Genomic DNA, 20,832 nt, shown 5'->3' on the forward strand with positions numbered 1-20,832 from the left:
CCGCGTTTACCATCCACTGGGTAAATCCTGCCTAGCCGTGGCGCGTGCTTTTCCGCGGCGTCTGTCGCGTTTGGGGGAAGGACGCCCGGGTGGAACAGTTTCTGAGCGCCCTGCAGCGTTTCGGCGTCGGCCGGTTGGCGGCCATCGTCGGCGTGGCGGCGGGCGTGGCGGCCGCCCTGGCCGCCCTGGTCCTCAACGTCGGCCACCAGCCCAAGGCGCTGCTCTACTCGAACCTCGACCTCAAGGAAGCCGCCTCGGTCACCCAGGCGCTGGACCAGGCCGGGGTCAAGTACGAGGTCAAGGGCGACGGCTCGACCATCATGGTCGACCGCGACAAGGTGGCCTCCACCCGCCTGCTGGTGTCGGGCAAGGGCCTGGTGACCTCGGGGTCGCTCGGCTACGAGCTGTTCGACAACGCCAGCGCCCTGGGCCAGACCGATTTCGTCCAGAAGCTGAACCAGCAGCGCGCCCTGGAAGGCGAGCTGGCGCGCACCATCCGTTCGCTGGACGGCGTCACCTTCACCCGCGTCTCGCTGGTGCTGCCGCGCCGGCAGCTGTTCGAGGACGAGGCCGAGCCGCCGTCGGCCTCGGTGACCATCGGCTTCGCCGGCCGCGAGCCGTCGGCCGACCAGGTGCGCGCGGTGCAGAACCTGGTCGCCGCCGCCGTGCCCAACCTCAAGCCCGACCGCGTCACGGTCATCGACCAGCGCGGCAAGACCCTGGCCGGCGGCGGCGACGACAGCTTCGCCGGCAAGGTGGCCGAGGAGCGCCGCGGCCAGGCAGAGGAAGCCATCCGCAAGAAGATCAAGGAGCTGGTCGAGGGCGTCGTCGGCCCGGGCAAGGCCCGCGTGCAGGTCACCGCCGACCTCGACCTGGCCCGCACCACCACCCAGGAGGAGAAGTTCGACCCGGACGGCCAGGTGGTGCGCTCGACCCAGACCACCGAGGAGAAGGCCAAGGAGAACCAGGCCGACCAGAACGGCCAGGTCAGCGCCGCCAACAACATCCCCGGCGGCGCGGCGGGCTCTCCCCCCGGCTCGACCACCTCGGACAGCGGCAAGACCGAGGAGACCACCAATTACGAGATCTCCAAGAAGACCACGACCACCATCGCCGAGCCCGGGGCGGTCAAGCGCCTGACCGTCGCCGTCGCCGTCGACGGCGTCACGGCGGCCGGCAAGGGCGGCAAGCCCGGCCCCTACACCCCCCGCACGGCCCAGGAGATGCAGCAGATCGAGCAACTGGTCCGCTCGGCGGTGGGCATCGACGCCAACCGCGGCGACCAGATCAGCGTGGTCAACGTCCGCTTCACCCGCGACGAGGCGGCCGAGGGCGGGGTGATCGCCAACTCGCCCCTGGCCGGCTTCGACAAGAACGACATCATGCGCGCCGCCGAACTGGCCGTGCTGGCCGTGGTCGCCGGCCTGATCATCTTCTTCGTGGCGCGGCCGCTGCTGAGCTCGGCCGGCGGCGGCGCGGGCGGGCGGCTGGCCCTGGCCGGCCCCGGCGGCGCCCAGACCACCACGCTGCACGCCGCCGCCGTCCCGCAGGCGGGCGCGCAGGGCGGCCAGATCGCGTATGATCCCCAGACCGGCCAGCCCCTGGCCCTGCCTTCGCCCGAGGGCGAGGAACACCGCATCGACATCGCCCGCATCGAGGGTCAGGTTAAGGCGTCGTCCGTCCGGCAGGTGGCCGAGTTCGTCGAGCGCCACCCCGAAGAGTCCGTCTCCATCCTGCGTAGCTGGCTGCACGAGTCCGCATGACCGCCCGCGCCAAGAAAGCCATCGTCGATCCCAGCCGGCTGAGCGGACCGGAAAAGGCCGCCGTCGTCCTCCTCGCCCTGGGCGAGGAGCAGACCGTGCTGTGGGAGGCGCTGGACGACGAGGAGATCAAGGAGATCTCCCAGGCCATGGCCGGCCTGGGCACGGTGTCGGCCGCCGCCGTCGAGGAGCTGCTGGTCGAGTTCGTCTCCGGCATGTCGGCCACCGGCGCGATCATGGGCTCCTACGAGCAGACCCAGCGCCTGCTGGCGGCGTTCCTGCCGCAGGACAAGGTCGACTCCCTGATGGAGGAGATCCGCGGCCCGGCCGGGCGCACCATGTGGGACAAGCTCGGCAACGTGAACGAGGCCGTGCTCGCCAACTATCTGAAGAACGAATATCCGCAGACGGTCGCGGTGGTGCTGTCCAAGATCAAGTCAGACCACGCCGCCCGCGTGCTGGCCGCCCTGCCCGAGGAGTTCGCCCTCGAATGCGTCGCGCGCATGCTGCGCATGGAGCCGGTGCAGCGCGACATCCTCGACAAGATCGAGCAGACCCTGCGCACCGAGTTCATGTCGAACCTGGCCCGCACCTCCAAGCGCGACAGCCACGAGCTGATGGCCGAGATCTTCAACAACTTCGACCGCCAGACCGAGAGCCGCTTCATCGGGGCCCTGGAGGAGCGCAACCGCGAGTCCGCCGAGCGCATCCGCGCGCTGATGTTCGTGTTCGAGGACCTCGGCAAGCTCGACCCCGGCGGCATGCAGACCCTGCTGCGCGCCGTCGACAAGGACCAGCTGGCCCTGGCGCTCAAGGGCGCCTCGGACGCCCTGCGCGAGCTGTTCTTCTCGAACATGTCCGAGCGCGCCGCCAAGATCATGCGCGAGGACATGGAGACCATGGGTCCGGTCCGCCTGCGCGACGTCGACCAGGCCCAGATGGCCGTGGTGCAGATCGCCAAGGACCTCGCCGCCAAGGGCGAGATCGTCCTGGCCGGCGCCGGCGGCGACGACGAGCTGATCTATTGAGGACCGGGGAGCCGCACAGATGACCGACATCCCCCCGCGCAAGTTCGACTTCGACACCGTGTTCGACGGCGGCGGCGGCGTGGCCTACGCCCCGCCCCGGCCCAAGCGGGCCTTCACGCCCGAAGAGGTCGAGCAGATCCGCCAGCAGGCCTATCGGGACGGCGAACGCTCGGTGACCGCCCTGGCCGAGGCCGAGGCCGCCGCCGCCATCCGCGACGCCGCCCAGGCGGCCCACGCCGCCCTCGGCGCGCTGGCCGCCGTGGCGCACGAGCACCGCGTCGCCTCGGCCGAGCTGGCCCTGACCGCCGCCCGCAAGATCGCCGACGCGGCGCTGGAGCGGTTCCCGGACGCGCCGGCGGCCGCCGCGCTGCAGAGCCTGTCCCGCGAGATCGAGGCGACGCCCCGGCTGCTGGTGCGCGCGCCGGCGGGTCTGGAGGAACGACTGCAGGCGGCGCTGGAGCAGGCCGCCCAGGCGGCGGGCTTCCCCGGCCAGATCGTCGTCAAGGCCGACCCTTCCCTGCCGCCGGCGGCCTTCGTGCTCGATTGGGGCGACGGCCGCGCCGCCTTCGACCCCACTGACGCCGCCGCCCGCATCGGCGAGGCCCTGGCGACGGCGCTCGCCGCCGAGGGCCTGCACGCCGAACCCCTGCTGCCCGCATCGGAGGCCTTCTGACCATGTCCGAGGACACCCCCCTCACCCTCGACGAGTTCGAACCCGGCACGGCGCTGGTCTCGGACCTGGGCGACGCCGACGACAAGACCGCGTCGGACCTCGCGCCCGTGTTCGACGTGCCGGTCAACATCTCGGCCGTGCTCGGCCGGGCCACCCTGTCGGTGGCCCAGCTGCTCCAGCTCGGCCAGGGCAGCGTGCTGGAGCTGGACCGCAAGGTCGGCGAGGCCATCGACATCTACGTCAACAACCGCCTGGTGGCGCGGGGCGAGGTCGTCATCGTCGACGAACGCCTGGGCGTGACCATGACCGAAATCGTCAAGGACGGCGACGCGACCGCGTAACGGGCGCGAGCTTACGAGGAGACTAACCCATGCGGCTTCTGGTCGTCGGACGACTGAGCGGACAGCTCTCCAGCGCCGTGCAGATGGCGATGAAGGCGGGCGCCAAGGTGGCCCACGTCGAGACCTGCGAGGCGGCGACCCACGCCCTGCGCGCGGGCCAGGGCGCGGACCTGCTGATGGTCGATTACGAGCTGGACATCGCCAGCCTGATCGCCGCCAACGAGGCCGAGCGCATCCGGGTGCCGGTGGTGGCCTGCGGCGTCGGCGCCGACCCCAAGCGGGCCGGCGACGCCATCCGCGCGGGAGCCAAGGAATTCATCCCCCTGCCGCCGGAGGCCGACCTGATCGCCGCCGTGCTGTCGGCCGTCAGCGACGACGACCGCCCGCTGGTGACGCGCGATCCGGCCATGCAGGCGGTGATGGGCCTGGCCGACCAGGTGGCGGCGTCGGAGGCCTCGATCCTGATCACCGGCGAAAGCGGCGTCGGCAAGGAAGTCATGGCCCGCTACCTGCACGCCAAGTCGCGGCGGGCGACCCGGCCGTTCATCAGCGTCAACTGCGCCGCCATCCCCGAGAACCTGCTGGAAAGCGAGCTGTTCGGCCACGAGAAGGGCGCCTTCACCGGCGCCCTGGCCCGGCGGATCGGCAAGTTCGAGGAAGCCGACGGCGGCACCCTGCTGCTCGACGAAATCTCCGAGATGGACGCCCGCCTGCAGGCCAAGCTGCTGCGCGCCATCCAGGAACGCGAGATCGACCGCGTCGGCGGCGCGCGGCCGGTGCGGGTCGACATCCGCATCCTGGCCACCTCGAACCGCGACCTGGCCCAGGCCGTGCGCGACGGGACCTTCCGCGAGGACCTGCTCTACCGCCTGAACGTGGTCAATCTGCGCCTGCCGCCGCTGCGCGAGCGGCCGGCCGACATCCTGGCCCTGGCCGACCACTTCGTGAAGAAGTACGCCGCCGCCAACGGCGCGCCGGAACGGCCGCTGGCCGAGACCGCGCGCCGGCGGCTGGTCGAACACCGCTGGCCCGGCAATGTGCGCGAGCTGGAGAACGCCATGCACCGGGCGGTGCTGCTGTCCTCGGGCGCCGAGATCGAGGAGTTCGCCATCCGCCTGCCCGACGGCCAGCCGATGGCCGCCGCGCCCGGCGCCGAGCGGTGGGGGGCCGAGGTCGCCCGCAACGCCTCGATGGCGGCCGAGGCGGCGGCGCGCGGCTTCGTCGGCCAGACCGTGGCCCAGGTCGAGCAGCAGCTGATCCTCGACACCCTCAGCCACTGCCTCGGCAACCGCACCCACGCCGCCAACATCCTGGGCATCTCGATCCGCACCCTGCGCAACAAGCTGAAGGAATATTCCGAGGCCGGCGTGGCGGTGCCCGCGCCGCAGGGGCCGGGCGCCAATGCGGCCTGAGCCTTTCCCGGCCCTCGACCGGCGCGGCCTGATCGCCGGCGCCCTCGCCCTGGCGGTCGCCGGCCGCGCCTGGGCGGCGACCGCGGCGGCCGACCTCGCCGCCGCCGAGAAGGCCTGCGGCGGCCGCCTGGGCGTCCACGTCCGCGACACCGGCTCCGGCGCGACGCTGACCCATCGGGACGGCGAACGCTTCCCGATGTGCAGCACCTTCAAGGCGCTGCTGGTCGGGCGGGTGCTGGCCCGGGTCGACCGGGGCGAGATGTCGCTGGCCGCCCGCGTCGCCTACGGCCGCGCCGACCTGCTGCCGGTCTCGCCGATCACCGGCCGGCACGTGGCCGACGGCGGCCTGCCGCTGGCCGACCTCTGCGCCGCCGCCATCCAGTACAGCGACAACGCCGCCGCCAACCTGCTGCTCCGCGAGACCGGCGGCCCCGCCGCCCTGACCGCATGGCTGCGCGCCCAGGGCGACGCGGTCACCCGCCTGGACCGCAACGAACCCAGCCTGAACAGCGCCATCGCCGGCGATCCCCGCGACACCTCGACGCCGGCGGCTATGGCCGCGACCTTCGGGCGGCTGACCCTGGGCGAGACGCTGAAGCCCGCCTCCCGCGAGCGCCTGCGGACCTGGCTCGACGGCAACACCACCGGCGCCGAACGCCTGCGCGCCGGCCTGCCGAATGACTGGATCGTCGGCGACAAGACCGGCTCGAACGGGACCCACACCGCCAACGACGTCGCCCTGATCCGGCCTCCGGGCCGCGCGCCGCTGACCGCCGCCGTGTTCGTGACCGGCGCGAGGTCGCAGGACGCCGCCGTCGCCGCCGTCGCCGAGGTCGGCCGAATCATAGTCCGTTCCCGCTCCGCCTGATGCGCCCGCTTCCCGCCCCCCTCCGGTTCAGGACCCCCTAAGCCCCGCCGATGGTCGACACCGCCCTCGCCAACGCCCTGAACAACCGGCCCAGCCCCAAGCAGGTCTGGGGCTGGCTGGCGCGTGGCGAGGTGGGCATGGCCCTGGGCGTCGTCAGCATCGTCGTGCTGATGATCCTGCCGGTGCCGCCGGTGCTGCTGGACCTGCTGCTGGCCATCTCGATCACCAGCGCCGTGCTGATCCTGATGACCTCGGTGCTGATCAAGAAGCCGCTGGAGTTCTCGGCCTTCCCGACGGTGCTGCTGGTCGCCACCCTCTACCGGCTGGGCCTCAACATCGCCTCCACCCGCCTGATCCTCGGCCACGGCCAGGAGGGCGTCGGCGGCGCGGGCAACATCATCGAGGCCTTCGGCCACCTGATGATGCAGGGCAACTTCATCATCGGGGTGATCCTGTTCGCCATCCTGGTGATCGTGAACTTCGTGGTCATCACCAAGGGCTCGACCCGCATCGCCGAGGTGGCGGCGCGCTTCACCCTGGACTCCATGCCCGGCAAGCAGATGGCCATCGACGCCGACCTGTCGGCCGGCCTGATCGACCAGGACGAGGCCAAGCGCCGCCGCAAGGAGCTGGAGCAGGAATCGACCTTCTTTGGGGCCATGGACGGCGCCTCGAAGTTCGTGCGCGGCGACGCCGTCGCCGGCCTGATCATCACCGGCATCAACATCATCGGCGGCATCCTGATCGGCGTCGTCCAGCACAAGCTGCCGATCGGCCAGGCGGCGTCGACCTACACCATCATGACCATCGGCGAGGGCCTGGTCAGCCAGATCCCCGCCCTGATCATCTCGATCGCCGCCGGCTTCCTGGTCTCCAAGGCCGGCGTCGAGGGCGCCGCCGACAAGGCCCTGACCGCCCAGCTGGCCATGAACCCGGTCGCGCTGGGCATGGTGTCGGCGTCGGCGGGGGTCATCGCCCTGGTGCCGGGCATGCCGATCATCCCGTTCGCGGCCATCTCGATCGGCGCCGGCGCCCTGGCCTGGCGACGGTCGCGAGAACCCAAGGAAGCCGTCGCCGAGGAGGCGCCCGCCCTGCCGGTCGAACAGGAAGAAGAGCCGATCAGCGCCGCCCTGGCCATCGACGACATCAAGATCGAGCTGGGCTACGGCCTGCTGCCGCTGATCAACGACCTCGAAGGCCGCCGCCTGACCGACCAGATCCGCGCCCTGCGCCGCACCCTGGCGGCCGAGTACGGCTTCGTGATGCCCAGCGTGCGCATCCTCGACAACATGCGCCTGCCCACCCAGGGCTACGCCATCCGCATCAAGGAGATGGAGGCCGGCGCCGGCGAGGTGCGGCTGGGCTCGCTGATGGCCATGGACCCGCGCGGCGGTCAGGTCGAGTTGCCGGGGGAGCACGTGCGCGAGCCGGCCTTCGGCCTGCCGGCCACCTGGATCGACGACAACCTGCGCGAGGAAGCCACCTTCCGCGGCTACACCATCGTCGACCCGGCCACGGTGCTGAGCACGCACCTGACCGAGATCCTCAAGGACAACATGGCCGACCTTCTGTCCTACGCCGAGGTGCAGAAGCTGCTGAAGGACCTGCCGGGCGAACAGAAGAAGCTGGTCGACGATCTGGTCCCCTCGATCGTCACCGCCTCGACCCTGCAACGGGTGCTGCAGCACCTGCTCAAGGAGCGGGTGTCGATCCGCGACCTGCCGACCATCCTGGAAGGCGTCGGCGAGAACGCGCCCCACACCGCCAGCGTCACCTTCCTGGTCGAGGGCGTGCGCGCCAAGCTGGCCAAGCAGCTATGCTGGCAGAACCGCGCCGAGGACGGCACCTTGCCGATCATCACCCTGTCGCCGGAATGGGAGCAGGCCTTCGCCGAGGCCCTGGTCGGGCCGGGCGAGGAGAAGCAGCTGGCCATGGCCCCCTCGCGCCTTCAGGACTTCATCCGCAACGTCCGCGACGCCTTCGAGCGGGCGGCCCTGGGCGGCGACGCCGCCGTGCTGCTGACCAGCCCGGGGGTGCGGCCCTATGTCCGCTCGATCATCGAGCGGTTCCGCGGCCAGACGGTGATCATGAGCCAGAACGAGATTCATCCGAAGGCGCGGTTGAAGACCGTGGGCTCGGTGTGAGCGGGATCGGCGGAGATTGCGTCCGCCGCCTCGCCCTGATAGCCAATTCAGCAACTACGCCGCGTTCCGCCGGCCCAGGGGTGACACAGGTATGCGTCCCAGTGTGAAACCGACCAGACGCGTCTCGGCGCGTGAATTCTTTTGGGACCTGCTGACCTTCGACCGGCTGATGACCGGTCCGCTGGTCCACCTGATCTATTGGGCGGGCCTGGGCATCCTGACCATCATGGCCTTCGGCATCCTCGGCACCACGGTGGGCCTGGCCCTGCGCGGCGAGGACTTCTCCGGCGTCCTGCTGGCCGTCGCGGTCGGCGTGGCCGGTTTCCTGGTCATCGGCGCCCTGGTCCTGATGTGGCGGGCCTTCTGCGAGTTCTACGTCGCCATCGTGCGCATCAGCGACGACCTGCGCGCCCTGCGCCAGGCCGCCGACGCCGAAGCCGCCCACCAGACCCGCCTGCACGGCCAGATCTGACGGGCTTCTCCGGCCGGCCCTCTCCTGAGGCAAGCCGGCCGCCGGACCGCCCTCGGGCCGATTCCACTCTCAAAAGAACGACCGCCGCCCGACCGCCTCCCTGAGGCGGCGCGGACGCGCCGGCTTGACGCCCATATATGCACGATCATATATATTTATGGCCATGCATATTAATGCCTTCGAAATGCTCGCCGACCCGACCCGCCGCCTCATCGTCGAGGCGCTGCGCGACGGCGAGCGGCCGGTCAACGACATCGTCCGTCGGGCCGGCATCCATCAGTCCGGCGTCTCGCGCCACCTGCGCCTGCTGCACGACGCCGGCTTCGTCTCGATACGGCCGGAAGGACGCCGCCGGGTCTACGCCCTGCAGCCGGGGCCTTTCCGCGAACTGGAAGCCTGGATCGCCGGCTACCGGCGCCTGTGGGAAGCCCGCCTCGACCGCTTCGGCGCCGCGCTTGAGGAACGACGCAACGACGGCGCCGCCAAAGAGGAGCCAGGACAATGAGCGACGCCAGCCGACCGACCGCCGCGCCCCAGGCCATCGTCGTCGTCGAACGAGTCTACCGCGCCCCGGTCGAGGACCTGTGGGCGTTGTGGACCACCAAGGCGGGGTTTGAATCGTGGTGGGGCCCCGAGGGCTTCCGCGTCGAGGTCCACGCACTGGAGGCGCGCGCCGACGGCGTGCTGGAGTACGACATGATCGCCGACGCCCCCGAGGCGATCGCCGCGATGAAGAGCATGAACCAGCCGCTGTCGCACAACACCCACGGACGGTTCGCCGAGTTCAGGCCCTATGCGCGGCTGACCCTGGTCCACTTGATCGACTTCGTGCCGGGCTCGGGACCGTATGAGAGCCTCATCGAGGTCGATTTCCAGGCACGGGACGACCAGACGCGGATGGTGGTCACCCTCCACCCCCACCTCGATCCGCACTGGACGAGGATGTCGGTCGAAGGCTTCAACAGCCAGATTAGGAAACTCGACAGGCGCTACGGCCAACCGGAGCGATAGCGGCGCGGCGCCGGCCCTAGGCCCACCCAGGCGGCAGAAGCCGCACGGAGGCCAGGGCCGGACCGCCCCTGGGCGACCGGCTCGGGATTCGCGCCACGAGGCGAGCGCCCGGCGGACGCGCCTCGATCATGTCCCAGCCCAGACCGCCCAGCGGCACCTTGACCCGGCCGCTCCACGGCGAGTCCGCCTGGCCGGCCATGACGCCCACGCACAGATAGACGAACCGCGCGTCGGGCGGCCCCTGGACGCAGGGGCCCAGCAGCCGCGGTCGCCCGTCCGGCAGGCCGCCCTCCACTATCGCCTCCAGGTCGAAGACCACCGCCTCGGCCGAACGGCTCGCGGGCGGGACCAGCTCGGCCGCCCCCGCTCGCCCTCGCTGCAGGGCGAGCGCCAGTCCGGGAATGGGGTCGTCGACCAGGATGCGAAGGGGTAGCTCGAACCGCTCGGGCCGCATGACGCGTTTCCTCTTTCAGTCCGCCCGCGCCCGCCGCCGGCGGGTCGCCGGCCGCGTGGTCAGCTTCGCGAAGCGAGACGACGCAGGCCCAGTTCGTCCAGGGCCGCCGTCTCGCGACGCGCCGTCTCCTTGGCCGCCGCCGTCTTGGCGTTCTCGGCCACCTGCTCGTACTTCTTCAACTCCTCGAAGGCCTGGGCCAGGGCGTCGCGGGCCCCCGCCTCCTCCTGGGCCAGAGCGTCGAGCGCCGCCTGGAACGACGCCACCCGCAGCTTCACGCCCTCGCGGAATCCGGCCAGGTACCAGCCGGCCTCGGCGTCGGTGCGGGCGCGCAGGGCCTCGGCCTCGGCCTCGGCCTCGATCAGCGACATCTTGACCTCGACCTGCACGCGCAGGTCGACGATCTCGGCCAGCCGCTTCTGCAGCGTCTCGACCTCGAAGGTCGAGATGCGGATCAGGGATTGGGCCCACTTCATCCGATCGCTCCTTCAGTCAGGATCGCGTGCAGGCGATCGAAGCTCTCGTCCAGCGTGCTGACCTCATCCTTACCCTGCCTGAGGAATTCCTCCAACGCCGGGTTGAGCCGGATGGCCCTGTCCACCTGCGGATCGGCCCCCATGCGATAGGCGCCGATGCGGATCAGCTCCTCCATGTTGGCGTAGGAGGCCAGGGCCTGCCGGGCGACGGTGACGACCTCGCGCTCGTGCGGCAGCTGGCAGCCGGGCATGGTCCGGCTGATCGACTTCAGCACGTTGATGGCCGGGAAACGGCCGCGCTCAGCGATGGCCCGCTCCATGACGATGTGGCCGTCGAGGATGCCGCGCACGGCGTCGGCGATCGGCTCGTTATGGTCGTCGCCGTCGACCAGCACGGTGAACAGGCCGGTGATCGGCCCCGCCGTGGTGCCGTCGGGCCGGATCGGCCCCGGCCCGGCCCGTTCCAAAAGCTTGGGCAGCTCTGTGAACACGGTCGGGGTGTAGCCCTTGGTGGTCGGCGGCTCGCCGGCGGCGAGGCCGATCTCGCGCTGAGCCATGGCGAAGCGGGTCACCGAGTCCATCAGGCACAGGACCTCCTGGTCCTGGTCGCGCAGGTATTCGGCGATGGCCAGGGTCATGAAAGCGGCCTGGCGGCGCTTGAGCGCCGGCTCGTCCGAGGTGGCCACCACCACCACGGCCCGCTTCAGCCCCTCCTCGCCCAGGGTCTCCTCGATGAACTCGCGCACCTCGCGGCCCCGTTCGCCGATCAGGCCGACGACCACGGCGTCGCAGGCCGCCTCGCGCGCCAGCATCGACAGCAGCACCGACTTGCCGACGCCCGAGCCGGCGAACACGCCCAGGCGCTGGCCGCGACAGCAGGTGGTGAAGACGTTCATCGCCCGCACGCCCAGGTCCAGCCGCTCGCCCACCCGGCCGCGGGCGTGGGCCGGCGGCGGCGGGCTGCGCAGCGGATAGGCGGCCGGCCCCTGGGGCAACGGCCCCTTGCCGTCGATCGGCTCGCCGAAGGCGTCGACGATGCGGCCGCGCCAGGCCAGGGTCGGGCGCACCGAGGCGCCCTCGGGCATGATGCGGATCTCGGCGCCGGGGGCGACGCCCTCGACCGGGCCGAACGGCATCAGCAGGGCCCGCGCCTCGCGAAAGCCGACCACCTCCGCGGCCAGGGGCCCGCCGCCCAGCCGGTCGATCTCGGCGCGCGCGCCCACCGCCAGCCGCGTCAGTCCGCCCCGGGCCTCGATCAGGAGCCCGTTCACCGCCGCCACCCGCCCGGAGACGGTCAGCGGGTCGATGCGCTCGACGGCCGCGATCAGATTGCGCAAGCGCTCCCCCCAATGCCCGCCGACACAATCGCCGGTCGCCGTTAACCATGTGTGAAACGCCGGCCACGGACGATCAGGCCGGATGCGCCGGCGAAAAACGCGTGCAGGAACAAGGCGAAACTTGACTCACGGGTCGAACGGAGTCCTGTCACGGCCTCGCGCGGAGCGTTCACAGCCTGTGGAAGAATCCAACGAATCCAATGCGAAATTTGGTTAACCGGGAGTCTTGTCTGCGATTCGCAAATCACCCTAGATTCGCAAACGAAGCGTTCACGATTAACCAAGTTTAAAGCTCCTCGTCGCCAATGTGGCGGGAAGCCTGTGCGGAGCGGTCTTAATCTCCGCCTTTCGACACCGCCTTCGCGCGGGGAGGGACTGATGCGCGTACTGTTGATCGAGGATGACAGCGCCACAGCGCAAAGCATCGAATTGATGCTGAAGTCCGAGGGCTTTAATGTTTACACCACTGATCTTGGTGAAGAGGGCGTCGACCTCGGTAAGATCTATGATTACGATCTGATCCTGCTCGACCTCAATCTGCCCGACATGTCGGGAATGGACGTGCTGCGCACTCTGCGCGTCGCCAAGATCAATACGCCGATCATGATCCTCTCGGGCACGGCCGAGATCGACACCAAGGTGAAGACCTTCACCGGCGGCGCCGACGACTACATGACCAAGCCGTTCCACAAGGACGAACTGGTCGCCCGCATCCACGCCGTGGTCCGCCGCTCCAAGGGCCACGCCCAGTCGGTGATCAAGACCGGCGACATCACCGTCAATCTGGACGCCAAGACGGTCGAGGTGAACGGCATCCGCGTGCACCTGACCGGCAAGGAATACCAGATGCTGGAGCTGCTCTCCCTGCGCAAGGGCACGACCCTGACCAAGGAGATGTTCCTCAACCATCTCTACGGCGGCATGGACGAGCCCGAGCTGAAGATCATCGACGTCTTCATCTGCAAGCTGCGCAAGAAGCTGGCCGCCGCCACGCACGGCAAGCATCACATCGAAACCGTCTGGGGCCGGGGCTACGTGCTGCGCGACCCGCAGGAAGGCCTGGACGCCGCCGTCGCCTGACGCGGGGCGACGCCGCGACGTTTCGAACGCCCGCCCTCGCCGGCGGGCGTTTCGCTTTTGGACGCCCGCCCTTGCCGCCGTCGCCGTTGTCCCCGACAGTTCGGAAAATGCGGGGGAAGGCGTCATGCGGGGCTTCATCGGACTGATCGTGGTGGTCGCGTTCGGCGGCGCGCTCGCCTGGTCGGCGGCGCGCACGCCGCCCCCCGCGCCGGCCTCGTCGCCGGCCACGGCCTTCTCGGCCGAGCGGGCCATGGCCGACGTGCGGCGGATCGCCGCCGCGCCGCGCCCGAACGGCTCGCCCGCCGCCGCCGAGGTTCGCGACTATCTGACCGGCAGGCTGGCCGGCCTCGGCCTGCAGACCTCGATCCAGCGCGAGGAGATCATGACGCCCGGCCGGCGTGGCGGCCCGCCGCGCGCCGTGACGGTCGAGAACGTCGTCGGCGTGCTGCCCGGGCGCTCGCCGCTGGCGCCGGCCCTGCTGGTCATGAGCCACTACGACAGCGTGCCCGGCTCTCCCGGCGCGGCCGACGACGGGGCCGGCGTGGCCTCGGCCCTCGAGATCGTGCGCGCCATCAAGGCCCAGGGCGTTCCCGAGCGGGACGTCATCGTGCTGATGACCGACGGCGAGGAGAAGGGCCTGTGCGGCGCGGTGGCCTTCTTCGGCCGCAGCCCCCTGGCCCGCCGCGTCGGCTTCGTGGTCAACATGGAGGCGCGCGGCGGCGGCGGCCGCGCCGCCATGTTCGAGACCGGCCGGACGTCCGGCGCGGTGATCGGCGCCTTCGCCGCCAGTGCGATCCATCCGAGCAGCAACTCGCTGGCCAGCTACATCTACAGCGTCATGCCCAACGACACCGATTTCAGCGTGTCCAAGGGCCAGGGCCTGCCCGGCCTGAACTACGCCTTCATCGGACGCCCCGGCCAGTATCACACCCCGTCGGCGACGCCGGACGCGCTGGAGCAGGGCGCCTTGCAGAGCCTCGGCGAGCAGGGGCTGGCCGGCGCGCGCATCGCCGCCTTCGCCGACGCCCTGCCGCCGCCCGCCCCGGACCCGGTGTGGTTCGATCTGTTCGGCGGCCCGGTGATCGCCTATCCGGGCTGGGCCGGGTGGCTGATCCTCGCCGCTTCGGCCGGGCTGATCGTCGTCGCCGGCGTCGCCCTCGGCCGGCGGAGCGCCTGGCGCTGGACCGACGCGGCGCGCGGCGCGGGCCTGGCGCTCTACCTGCTCCTGGTCGGGGCCCTCGCCCTGCAGGCCGCGCCGCGCCTGGCCGGGGGCGGGCGCAGCTACGCCTCGTTGCGCCCCCTGCTCGACCGCTTCGACCGCTACGAGGCCGCCCTCGGCTTGATCCTGTTCGGCGTCGCCCTGGCGACGACCTGGGCGTTGAGGAAGGGCCGCGCCCGCCGGCTCGCCGCCCTCGCCCCCTTGCCGCTGCTCGCGCTCGGCATGATCGCCGGGGTTCAATGGCCGATGATCGTCATCGCCGCCCTCGCCGCCGGGCTCGGCCTGGCGGTCTTCGGCGCGCGGCCCGACCGCGACGGCGCCTGGACCGGCGCGCTGGCGCTGGGCTGGCTGCTCGCGGCGGCCAGCCAGATGGCGGCGCCGCAGACCAGCTTCTTCCTGCAATGGCCGGTCCTTGCCGGCGCGGCGGGCCTCGCCGCGCTGGTCCTGCGGCCCGGCGCTCTCGGCCTCGGGATCGCCGGGATCGCCGCCGTCCTCGTCTTCGCCTGGGCCGCCGGGCTCGGCCACTTCGCCGCCCTCGGCGTCGGCGCCGCCACCCCGCAGGCGGTGGCGATCGGCGGCCTGCTGGCGATTTTCGGGGTCTGGCCCTTCCTGTGGCGGGCGTCGGAGGCTAGACCGGCCCCGGCGCTGAGCGCCGCGGCGGCCGTCGCGGGCGCGGCGGCGCTGATTTCGATCCCGTTGATCTGAGCGACCGGCCATGAGCGACTTTCCCGTCACCATCCACCACAACCCGAACTGCGGCACGTCGCGCAACGTCCTGGCCGCCATCCGCGAGGCCGGTCACGAGCCCCGGGTGGTCGAATACCTCAAGACCGGCTGGACGCGTCCGGCGCTGGAGACCCTGCTCGCCAGGATGGGCGCCCGCCCGCGCGACATCCTGCGTCTGCGCGGAACGCCGGCCGAGGAGCTCGGCCTCGCCGATCCGGCCGTCGGCGACGACCGCATTTTCGAGGCGATGGTCGCCCACCCGATCCTGGTCGAGCGCCCGATCGTCGAGACGCCGCTGGGCGTCGCCCTGTGCCGCCCGGCCGACAAAGTCGCCGCCCTGCTCGACCAGGGGATGAACCGGGGCTGAAAATCGCCTCGCCCCGCACACGAAGGCGTGACAATTTCGTCACTTCTGGTAAATTTTGCTTGCACTCGATCCGGAGGCTCGGCCATAGCTCGGCCACCTCAAATCTTAGTCGCAGGCACGCTAAGCCTCTGTATTGCTTAGCCGTCGGCATCGTCAGCGTTTCGGGGGAACGATGCAGTCTTTTGATCCGCGCCGACCGGCGTTCCGAATCACGCCGCGCCTGTTCGTCGCCGTCGCCGGCCTGGCGGCCTTGGCGGCGGGCTGGCGCCTGACGGCCACCGAGGGCCAGAGACACGGCGGGCAGGCGCCCAAGCCGCTGGACGCGGCGGCCTTCGCCGCCCTGCAGAACAAGGCCTTCACCCAGGCCGAGGCCCAGCCCGGCTTCACCCGTCCCGAGAACATCCACGTCGAGGTGCGCTCCGGCGAGACGCTGGAATCGGCCGTGCGGCGCACCGGGATCGCCGCCGACGAGGCCAAGCAGGTGGTCTCGACCCTGGCCCAGGCCTTCGACACCGTGAACATCAAGGCCGGCCTCGCGTTCAACGCCGCCATCGCCCGCCCGCGCGACCAGCGTGGCCCCGTCCGGCTGGTCGGCCTGTCGATGCGCACCGGCCCCGCCACCGCCATCACCGTCTCGCGCACCTTCGACGGCGCGCTGAAGCTGCGGGAGATGGAGGAGAAGATCCGCGAGGAGACCACGGTGGCCCAGGGCGAGCTGGAAGGCTCGCTCTATGAAAGCGCCACCGCCGCCGGCGCCACGCCGCAGCTGACGGCCCAGGTGGTCAAGCTGTTCTCGCACAAGCTCGACTTCAGCCGCGACATCCACAGCGGCGACCAGTTCAAGATGGTGTTCGACCGCAAGGTCACCGAGAGCGGCCGCACCATCGAGACGGGCGAACTGCTCTACGCCGAGATCGGCGCCAAGGGCCAGACCACCCGCTTCTACCGCTTCAAGGGCGGCGACCAGTCCGAAGCCCAGTATTTCGACGAGTTCGGCAAGAACATCCGCGGCTTCCTGCTGCGCACCCCGGTGGACAGCGCCCGCGTCACCTCCGGCTTCGGCATGCGCTTCCATCCGCTGCTCGGCTACAACCGCATGCACAAGGGCGTCGATTTCGGCGTGCCGATCGGCACGCCGGTGTTCGCCGCCGGCGACGGCGTGGTCGAGCAGGCCCAGTGGTCGAGCGGCTATGGCCGGTGGGTGAAGATCAAGCACAACGGCGGCTTCGAGACCGGCTACGGCCACCTGTCCGGCTGGGCCGTCAAGCCGGGCCAGCATGTCCGCCAGGGCCAGGTGATCGCCTATACCGGCAACACCGGCCAGTCGACCGGCCCGCACCTGCACTACGAGGTGATGATCAAAGGCGACAAGGTCGACCCCAAGAGCGCCAAGGTGCCGCAGGGCACGGTGCTGGCCGGCCGCGACCTGGCCGCCTTCAAGGCCGAGAAGACGCGCATCGACACCCTGATCGCCCGCAACGCCTCCGAGGGCGATCGCCTGGCCAAGGCCGACGTGGCCAAGGCGTCCCAGGTCGCCGACCTGCGTCCGAGCCAGGGCATCGGCCGCACCGGCCGCTAGGCGGCCGCCTGGCGGCCCTGGGGCCAAGCTGGAACTTCCCGAGATCCCGCCGGGTCAGCGCCTCGCCGGCGGTTCGCGCGCCTAGGAAAGCGCTGTCAGCCGCCCGGCTCAGGCCGGAGGCGGCGCCGTCGATTCCCGGACGATGAGATCGAAGTCGAGCAGGCGGCTGGCCGGCCCCCCGGCCTCGTCGCGACGACCGGCCTCGCCCGAGATCAGCAGCTCGGCGGCTGCGGCGGCCATCTCCATGATCGGCTGGCGGATGGTGGTCAGCTGCGGCCAGACCACCCGCGCGCCCGGCGTGTCGTCGAACCCCGCCACCGACACGTCCCCCGGGATCGACACGCCCAGGCGGTAGGCCACCGCCGTCACCCCCAGCGCCATGTCGTCGTTGGAGGCGAACACGGCGGTGGGGCGGTCGGGGCCGGCCAGCAGGCTCTCGGCCGCCTCGAAACCCGAGCGGAACGAGAACTGTCCCTGACGGACGTGCTCGGGCCGGAACGCCCGCCCGCCGTCGGCCAGGGCCTGGCGATAGCCCTCGTAGCGCAGGTGCGCCGCCCCGTGGTCGGGAGGGCCGATGATGAAGCCGACGCTCTCGTGCCCCAGGCCGAGCAGGTAGGCGGTCATCTCGTAGGCGGCCCGGCGGTCGTCCATGTGCACGTAGGCGGCGCGGTCCGGAGCCTTGTCGGGCGCGATGCGGACATAGGCCGCGCCGGCGCGGTCGAGGGCGTCGAGGATGGCGACGTTGTCGCACACCGGCGGCGTCAGGATCAGCCCGTCGACATTGAGCGTGTCGAGCATCGGCTCGATCACCGCGCCGACGTCGCCCGCCGCCGAATCGATCGGCTCGACGATCAGGTGGTATCCGGCCTGACGGCACCGGGTCACGGCGCCCATCTGCACGTCGGCGACATAGGCCGGGCTCGGGTTGTCGAACAGCAGCCCGATCAGGTACGAGCGCGAACCGGCCAGGCTGCGGGCCGAGACGTTCGGCCGATAGCGCAGCGCCTCGGCGGCGGCCAGGACCTTGGCGCGGGTCTGCTCGCGCACGTTCGGCTCGAAATTGAGCACCCTGGAGACGGTCTTGATCGACACGCCGGCCTGGCGAGCGACGTCGATAATGGTTGCGGAACTCACAGATCAGCCATCGCGCCTGGGTTGATGATGGTCCTGCCGGGACGAGGCGAGCCTAACGGCCCGCCTCGCAAAGATAAACGCGGCCCTCAACCCCCGGGCGTCGCCGCATCGAGGGGATAGCGCCTGTCGAGCACGCCGCTGCGGGTCAGCAGGCCGTAGGCGCAGATCCACCCATAGCACAGGATCGGCGCGGTCAGGGCCAGCGCCAGGCCGAAATGGTCGGCCAGCGCGCCGGTGATCAGCGGCACGACCGCCCCGCCGACGATGGCCATGCACAGAAGGCCCGAGCCCTGCGGGGTCTCCTCGCCCAGGCCCTCGATGGCCAGGGCGAAGATGGTGGGGAACATGATCGAGTTGAACAGGCCGACGCCGATCAGGGTGGCGGCGGCCACGACGCCCGCGGTGTTGGCCGAGACCGCCGCCATCAGGGCCGCGCCGACGGCGCAGGCGCACAGCACCGCCCCCGGCTTGACGAAGCGCAGGGCCGCCGAGCCGATCAGCCGCCCGACCATGGCCCCGCCCCAGTAGAAGCTGACCAGATGGCCGGCCGAGACCGCGTCGAGGCCCAGAACGCCCTTCTGCATCAGGTAGTTGATCATCAGGCTGCCGATCGACACCTCGGCGCCGACATAGAGGAAGATCGACAGCACCCCGAGCGCCAGGCGCGGACGCCGCAGCAGGGTGAAGGCGGGACGGCTCTGCTCGGCCGGCGCCGGCGCGGCGGCCGAGCGGCGGGCGATCCAGAAGATCACCGCCAGGACGATCAGGCCGGCGGCGATGCCGAGGAACGGCAGCTGCACGGCGTGGGCCTCGGTGCGGCGGAAGACGGCCAGGGCTTCGGCCGAGATCGTCTTCGGGTCGGGCGCGACGGCGACGCCGCCGGCCAGGATCAGCGCCGAGCCGACCCACGGACCGACGAAGGTGCCGAGGGAGTTGAAGAACTGCGCGAAGGTCAGGCGGCTGTGCGACTTGGCCGGATCGCCCAGGGTGGCCATCAGCGGATTGGCGGCGACCTGCAGGATGGTGATGCCCGAGGCCATCACGAACAGCGCGGCCAGGAAACCGGGATAGACCCCCAGCGCGGCGGCCGGCGAGAACAGCAGGCAGCCGACCGCCATGATGCACAGGCCCGCCACCAGGCCGCGGATGTAGCCGATGCGGTTGATCAGCATGCTGGCCGGCGTCGACATCACCAGATAGGCCAGGAAGAAGCAGAACTGGGTGAGCATCACCTCGGCGTAGCTGAGGGCGAACAACCCCTTCAGCTTGGGGATCAGGGTGTCGATCAGCACCGTGGCGAAGCCCCAGGCGAAGAACAGCACCGTCACCAGAGGCGCCATCCAGCCCGCCGACCTGCCCGCGCCCGCGCCGTCGACCGACCGCGAGGCGGCCGCGCCCGAATATTCCATGCCGTTTCCTTCCTTGGCGCTCTGGCCCTGGCGCTTTAGCCACGACGCCTTGGCGCGCTCTTTCAGGTTAGGCTAAAGCTAATGACAACGTTGTCAACCATCGCGGTCAGCCAGCCCGCGCCAGGGCGTGCAGAACCCGCGCCGCGCCGCTCAGCGCCACGTGCGGCCGGGTGATGACCCAGGTGGGGATCGCCTCCAGATAGGGCACGAAACGGCCCTTGGCCTCGAACCGCCGGCGGAACGGTCCCGGCTCCAGGATGTCGATCAGGTGGGCGACGACGCCGCCGGTGATGAACACCCCGCCCTTGGCCCCGTAGGTCAGGGCCAGGTCGCCGGCGACGCAGCCCAGGATGGCGCAGAAGCGGTCGAGGGTGCGCCGGCAGTCCTGGTCCCCGGCCAGGCCGAGGCGGGTGATCTCCGCCGGATCGACGCGCACGTCCTGGCGGCCGTCGACCGCCGCCAGGGCCTCGTGCAGGTTGGCCAGGCCCGGCCCGGAGAGGATGCGCTCCAGCGACACCCGCCCGAACCGCCCGCGCAGGAAGCGCAATACCTCGGTCTCGACGTCGTCGTTGGGGGCGAAGGCGGCGTGGCCGCCCTCGGTCGCCATCGGCGTGGCGCCGTGCTCGTCGCGCGCCAGGGCCGACACGCCGAAACCGGTGCCCGCCCCCAGCACGGCGAGGTTCTGGTTCGGCTCGGGGTTCCGCAGGCCGCCGATCGGGCGGGCGTCGGCCTCGCCCAGGGTCGGCGCGGCGACCGCCAGGGCGGCGAAATCGTTGATCAGCTTGGCCTGGCCGAACCCGAGGGCGCGCAGGTCGCGCTCCGAGAACCGCCAGCTCATATTGGTGAAGGCGATGGCCCCGTCGACCACCGGACCGGCCACCGCCAGGACCACGTGCGTCGGCATGCGCCCAGGCGACCGCTGTTCGAGATAGGCGGCGACGGCGTCGTGGACATTGGGAAAATCGCGGCAGGCGAAGCTCTGCGCCTCGAACACCTGATCGTCCGGCTTGGACAGATCGGTCAGGGCGAATCGGGCGTTGGTGCCGCCGATGTCGCCGACCAGACCCAGTCCGGCGTCCTGGCGCGGGGCGCCGGCGATCGGTTTGCTGACTGCGTGCGCTTGGCTCACGCCGGGTTCTCCCACGCCCCCGACGCCAACGCGGTCGGCAGGGTCGGCGTTCCGTCCCCCCGCCCTTCCCCCGACGACGGGAACGCCCCGGACGGGCGGGCGCGGCGGACTGCGCCGCCGTTACGATGCGAATGTGTGGCCATGATTGTTGAGCGGCCTCCCTGTCCTCCAGCTAGCGCACAATGACAACGTTGTCATCATCCCTGGCCGCGAAAA

General features: G+C 71.0%; 20 protein-coding genes. 14 read left to right on the forward strand and 6 right to left on the reverse strand.

The window, feature by feature from the left end; translation table 11 throughout:
• Positions 1-89: 89 nt before the first annotated feature.
• From fliF to C5708_RS08625, 10 genes are all read left to right on the forward strand, one after another.
• Positions 90-1,763, forward strand: coding sequence for a flagellar basal-body MS-ring/collar protein FliF (fliF, locus tag C5708_RS08580; protein WP_242919979.1), 1,674 nt, complete (start codon positions 90-92; stop codon positions 1,761-1,763).
• Positions 1,760-2,788 carry a flagellar motor switch protein FliG gene (fliG, locus tag C5708_RS08585; protein ID WP_242919981.1) on the forward strand — a complete coding sequence of 343 codons (1,029 nt, stop codon included), beginning with the start codon at positions 1,760-1,762 and terminating at the stop codon, positions 2,786-2,788. Before fliF ends, fliG begins: the two co-directional genes overlap by 4 nt.
• A gap of 19 nt (positions 2,789-2,807) precedes the next feature.
• On the forward strand, positions 2,808-3,461 hold the full coding sequence (locus C5708_RS08590; protein ID WP_242919983.1) for a flagellar assembly protein FliH: 654 nt from the start codon (positions 2,808-2,810) through the stop codon (positions 3,459-3,461).
• A gap of 2 nt (positions 3,462-3,463) precedes the next feature.
• Positions 3,464-3,802 (forward strand): flagellar motor switch protein FliN, encoded by a 339-nt coding sequence (gene fliN / locus C5708_RS08595; RefSeq protein WP_242919985.1) that lies wholly within the window; start codon positions 3,464-3,466, stop codon positions 3,800-3,802.
• 29 nt (positions 3,803-3,831) lie between these two features.
• Positions 3,832-5,214, forward strand: a complete 1,383-nt coding sequence (locus C5708_RS08600) for a sigma-54 dependent transcriptional regulator (RefSeq protein WP_242919987.1) — start codon at positions 3,832-3,834, stop codon at positions 5,212-5,214.
• Positions 5,204-6,082, forward strand: coding sequence for a class A beta-lactamase (gene bla, locus C5708_RS08605; protein ID WP_242919989.1), 879 nt, complete (start codon positions 5,204-5,206; stop codon positions 6,080-6,082). The genes C5708_RS08600 and bla overlap by 11 nt, the downstream gene beginning before the upstream one ends.
• A 50-nt stretch (positions 6,083-6,132) precedes the next feature.
• Positions 6,133-8,226 carry a flagellar biosynthesis protein FlhA gene (gene flhA, locus C5708_RS08610; RefSeq protein ID WP_242919991.1) on the forward strand — a complete coding sequence of 698 codons (2,094 nt, stop codon included), beginning with the start codon at positions 6,133-6,135 and terminating at the stop codon, positions 8,224-8,226.
• A 91-nt stretch (positions 8,227-8,317) separates the two neighbouring features.
• Positions 8,318-8,698, forward strand: a complete 381-nt coding sequence (locus tag C5708_RS08615; protein WP_242919992.1) for a DUF4282 domain-containing protein — start codon at positions 8,318-8,320, stop codon at positions 8,696-8,698.
• A 163-nt stretch (positions 8,699-8,861) separates the two neighbouring features.
• Positions 8,862-9,203: a metalloregulator ArsR/SmtB family transcription factor gene (locus tag C5708_RS08620; RefSeq protein ID WP_242919994.1), complete on the forward strand. Its 342-nt coding sequence runs from the start codon at positions 8,862-8,864 to the stop codon at positions 9,201-9,203.
• The gene (locus C5708_RS08625) at positions 9,200-9,709 is read left to right on the forward strand and encodes an SRPBCC domain-containing protein (protein ID WP_242919996.1); all 510 of its coding nucleotides are present in this window, start codon (positions 9,200-9,202) and stop codon (positions 9,707-9,709) included. Before C5708_RS08620 ends, C5708_RS08625 begins: the two co-directional genes overlap by 4 nt.
• A gap of 16 nt (positions 9,710-9,725) precedes the next feature.
• Here the strand turns inward: C5708_RS08625 and C5708_RS08630 are convergent, their stop codons facing one another.
• Genes C5708_RS08630 through fliI form a run of 3 tightly spaced genes read right to left on the reverse strand, consistent with a single transcriptional unit; the run spans position 9,726 to position 11,973 of the window.
• Positions 9,726-10,163: a DUF5990 family protein gene (locus C5708_RS08630; RefSeq protein ID WP_242919998.1), complete on the reverse strand. Its 438-nt coding sequence runs from the start codon at positions 10,161-10,163 to the stop codon at positions 9,726-9,728.
• A gap of 59 nt (positions 10,164-10,222) precedes the next feature.
• Positions 10,223-10,636, reverse strand: a complete 414-nt coding sequence (locus tag C5708_RS08635; protein WP_242920000.1) for a flagellar FliJ family protein — start codon at positions 10,634-10,636, stop codon at positions 10,223-10,225.
• The gene (gene fliI / locus C5708_RS08640) at positions 10,633-11,973 is read right to left on the reverse strand and encodes a flagellar protein export ATPase FliI (protein ID WP_242920002.1); all 1,341 of its coding nucleotides are present in this window, start codon (positions 11,971-11,973) and stop codon (positions 10,633-10,635) included. The genes C5708_RS08635 and fliI overlap by 4 nt, the downstream gene beginning before the upstream one ends.
• Before the next feature lie 378 nt (positions 11,974-12,351).
• On the opposite strand from fliI, the gene C5708_RS08645 reads away from it, so the two are divergent.
• From C5708_RS08645 to C5708_RS08660, 4 genes are all read left to right on the forward strand, one after another.
• Positions 12,352-13,053 (forward strand): response regulator transcription factor CtrA, encoded by a 702-nt coding sequence (locus C5708_RS08645; protein WP_242920004.1) that lies wholly within the window; start codon positions 12,352-12,354, stop codon positions 13,051-13,053.
• A gap of 124 nt (positions 13,054-13,177) precedes the next feature.
• Positions 13,178-14,977, forward strand: coding sequence for a M20/M25/M40 family metallo-hydrolase (locus tag C5708_RS08650; RefSeq protein ID WP_242920006.1), 1,800 nt, complete (start codon positions 13,178-13,180; stop codon positions 14,975-14,977).
• A gap of 10 nt (positions 14,978-14,987) precedes the next feature.
• The gene (arsC, locus tag C5708_RS08655; protein ID WP_242920008.1) at positions 14,988-15,365 is read left to right on the forward strand and encodes an arsenate reductase (glutaredoxin); all 378 of its coding nucleotides are present in this window, start codon (positions 14,988-14,990) and stop codon (positions 15,363-15,365) included.
• 172 nt (positions 15,366-15,537) lie between these two features.
• On the forward strand, positions 15,538-16,944 hold the full coding sequence (locus C5708_RS08660; RefSeq protein WP_242920010.1) for a peptidoglycan DD-metalloendopeptidase family protein: 1,407 nt from the start codon (positions 15,538-15,540) through the stop codon (positions 16,942-16,944).
• Between the two features lie 108 nt (positions 16,945-17,052).
• Here the strand turns inward: C5708_RS08660 and C5708_RS08665 are convergent, their stop codons facing one another.
• The 3 genes from C5708_RS08665 to glk form a co-directional block, all read right to left on the reverse strand.
• Positions 17,053-18,078, reverse strand: coding sequence for a LacI family DNA-binding transcriptional regulator (locus C5708_RS08665; RefSeq protein WP_242920012.1), 1,026 nt, complete (start codon positions 18,076-18,078; stop codon positions 17,053-17,055).
• An 86-nt stretch (positions 18,079-18,164) separates the two neighbouring features.
• A complete protein-coding gene (locus C5708_RS08670) occupies positions 18,165-19,487 on the reverse strand; it encodes a sugar MFS transporter (RefSeq protein ID WP_242920014.1) in 1,323 nt (440 codons plus the stop codon).
• A 106-nt stretch (positions 19,488-19,593) separates the two neighbouring features.
• The gene (gene glk, locus C5708_RS08675) at positions 19,594-20,616 is read right to left on the reverse strand and encodes a glucokinase (RefSeq protein ID WP_242920016.1); all 1,023 of its coding nucleotides are present in this window, start codon (positions 20,614-20,616) and stop codon (positions 19,594-19,596) included.
• Between the last annotated feature and the right edge of the window lie 216 nt (positions 20,617-20,832).

It is taken from the genome of Caulobacter sp. CCUG 60055 (assembly GCF_022750545.1).
In the GTDB taxonomy this organism is placed as follows: domain Bacteria; phylum Pseudomonadota; class Alphaproteobacteria; order Caulobacterales; family Caulobacteraceae; genus PUIC01.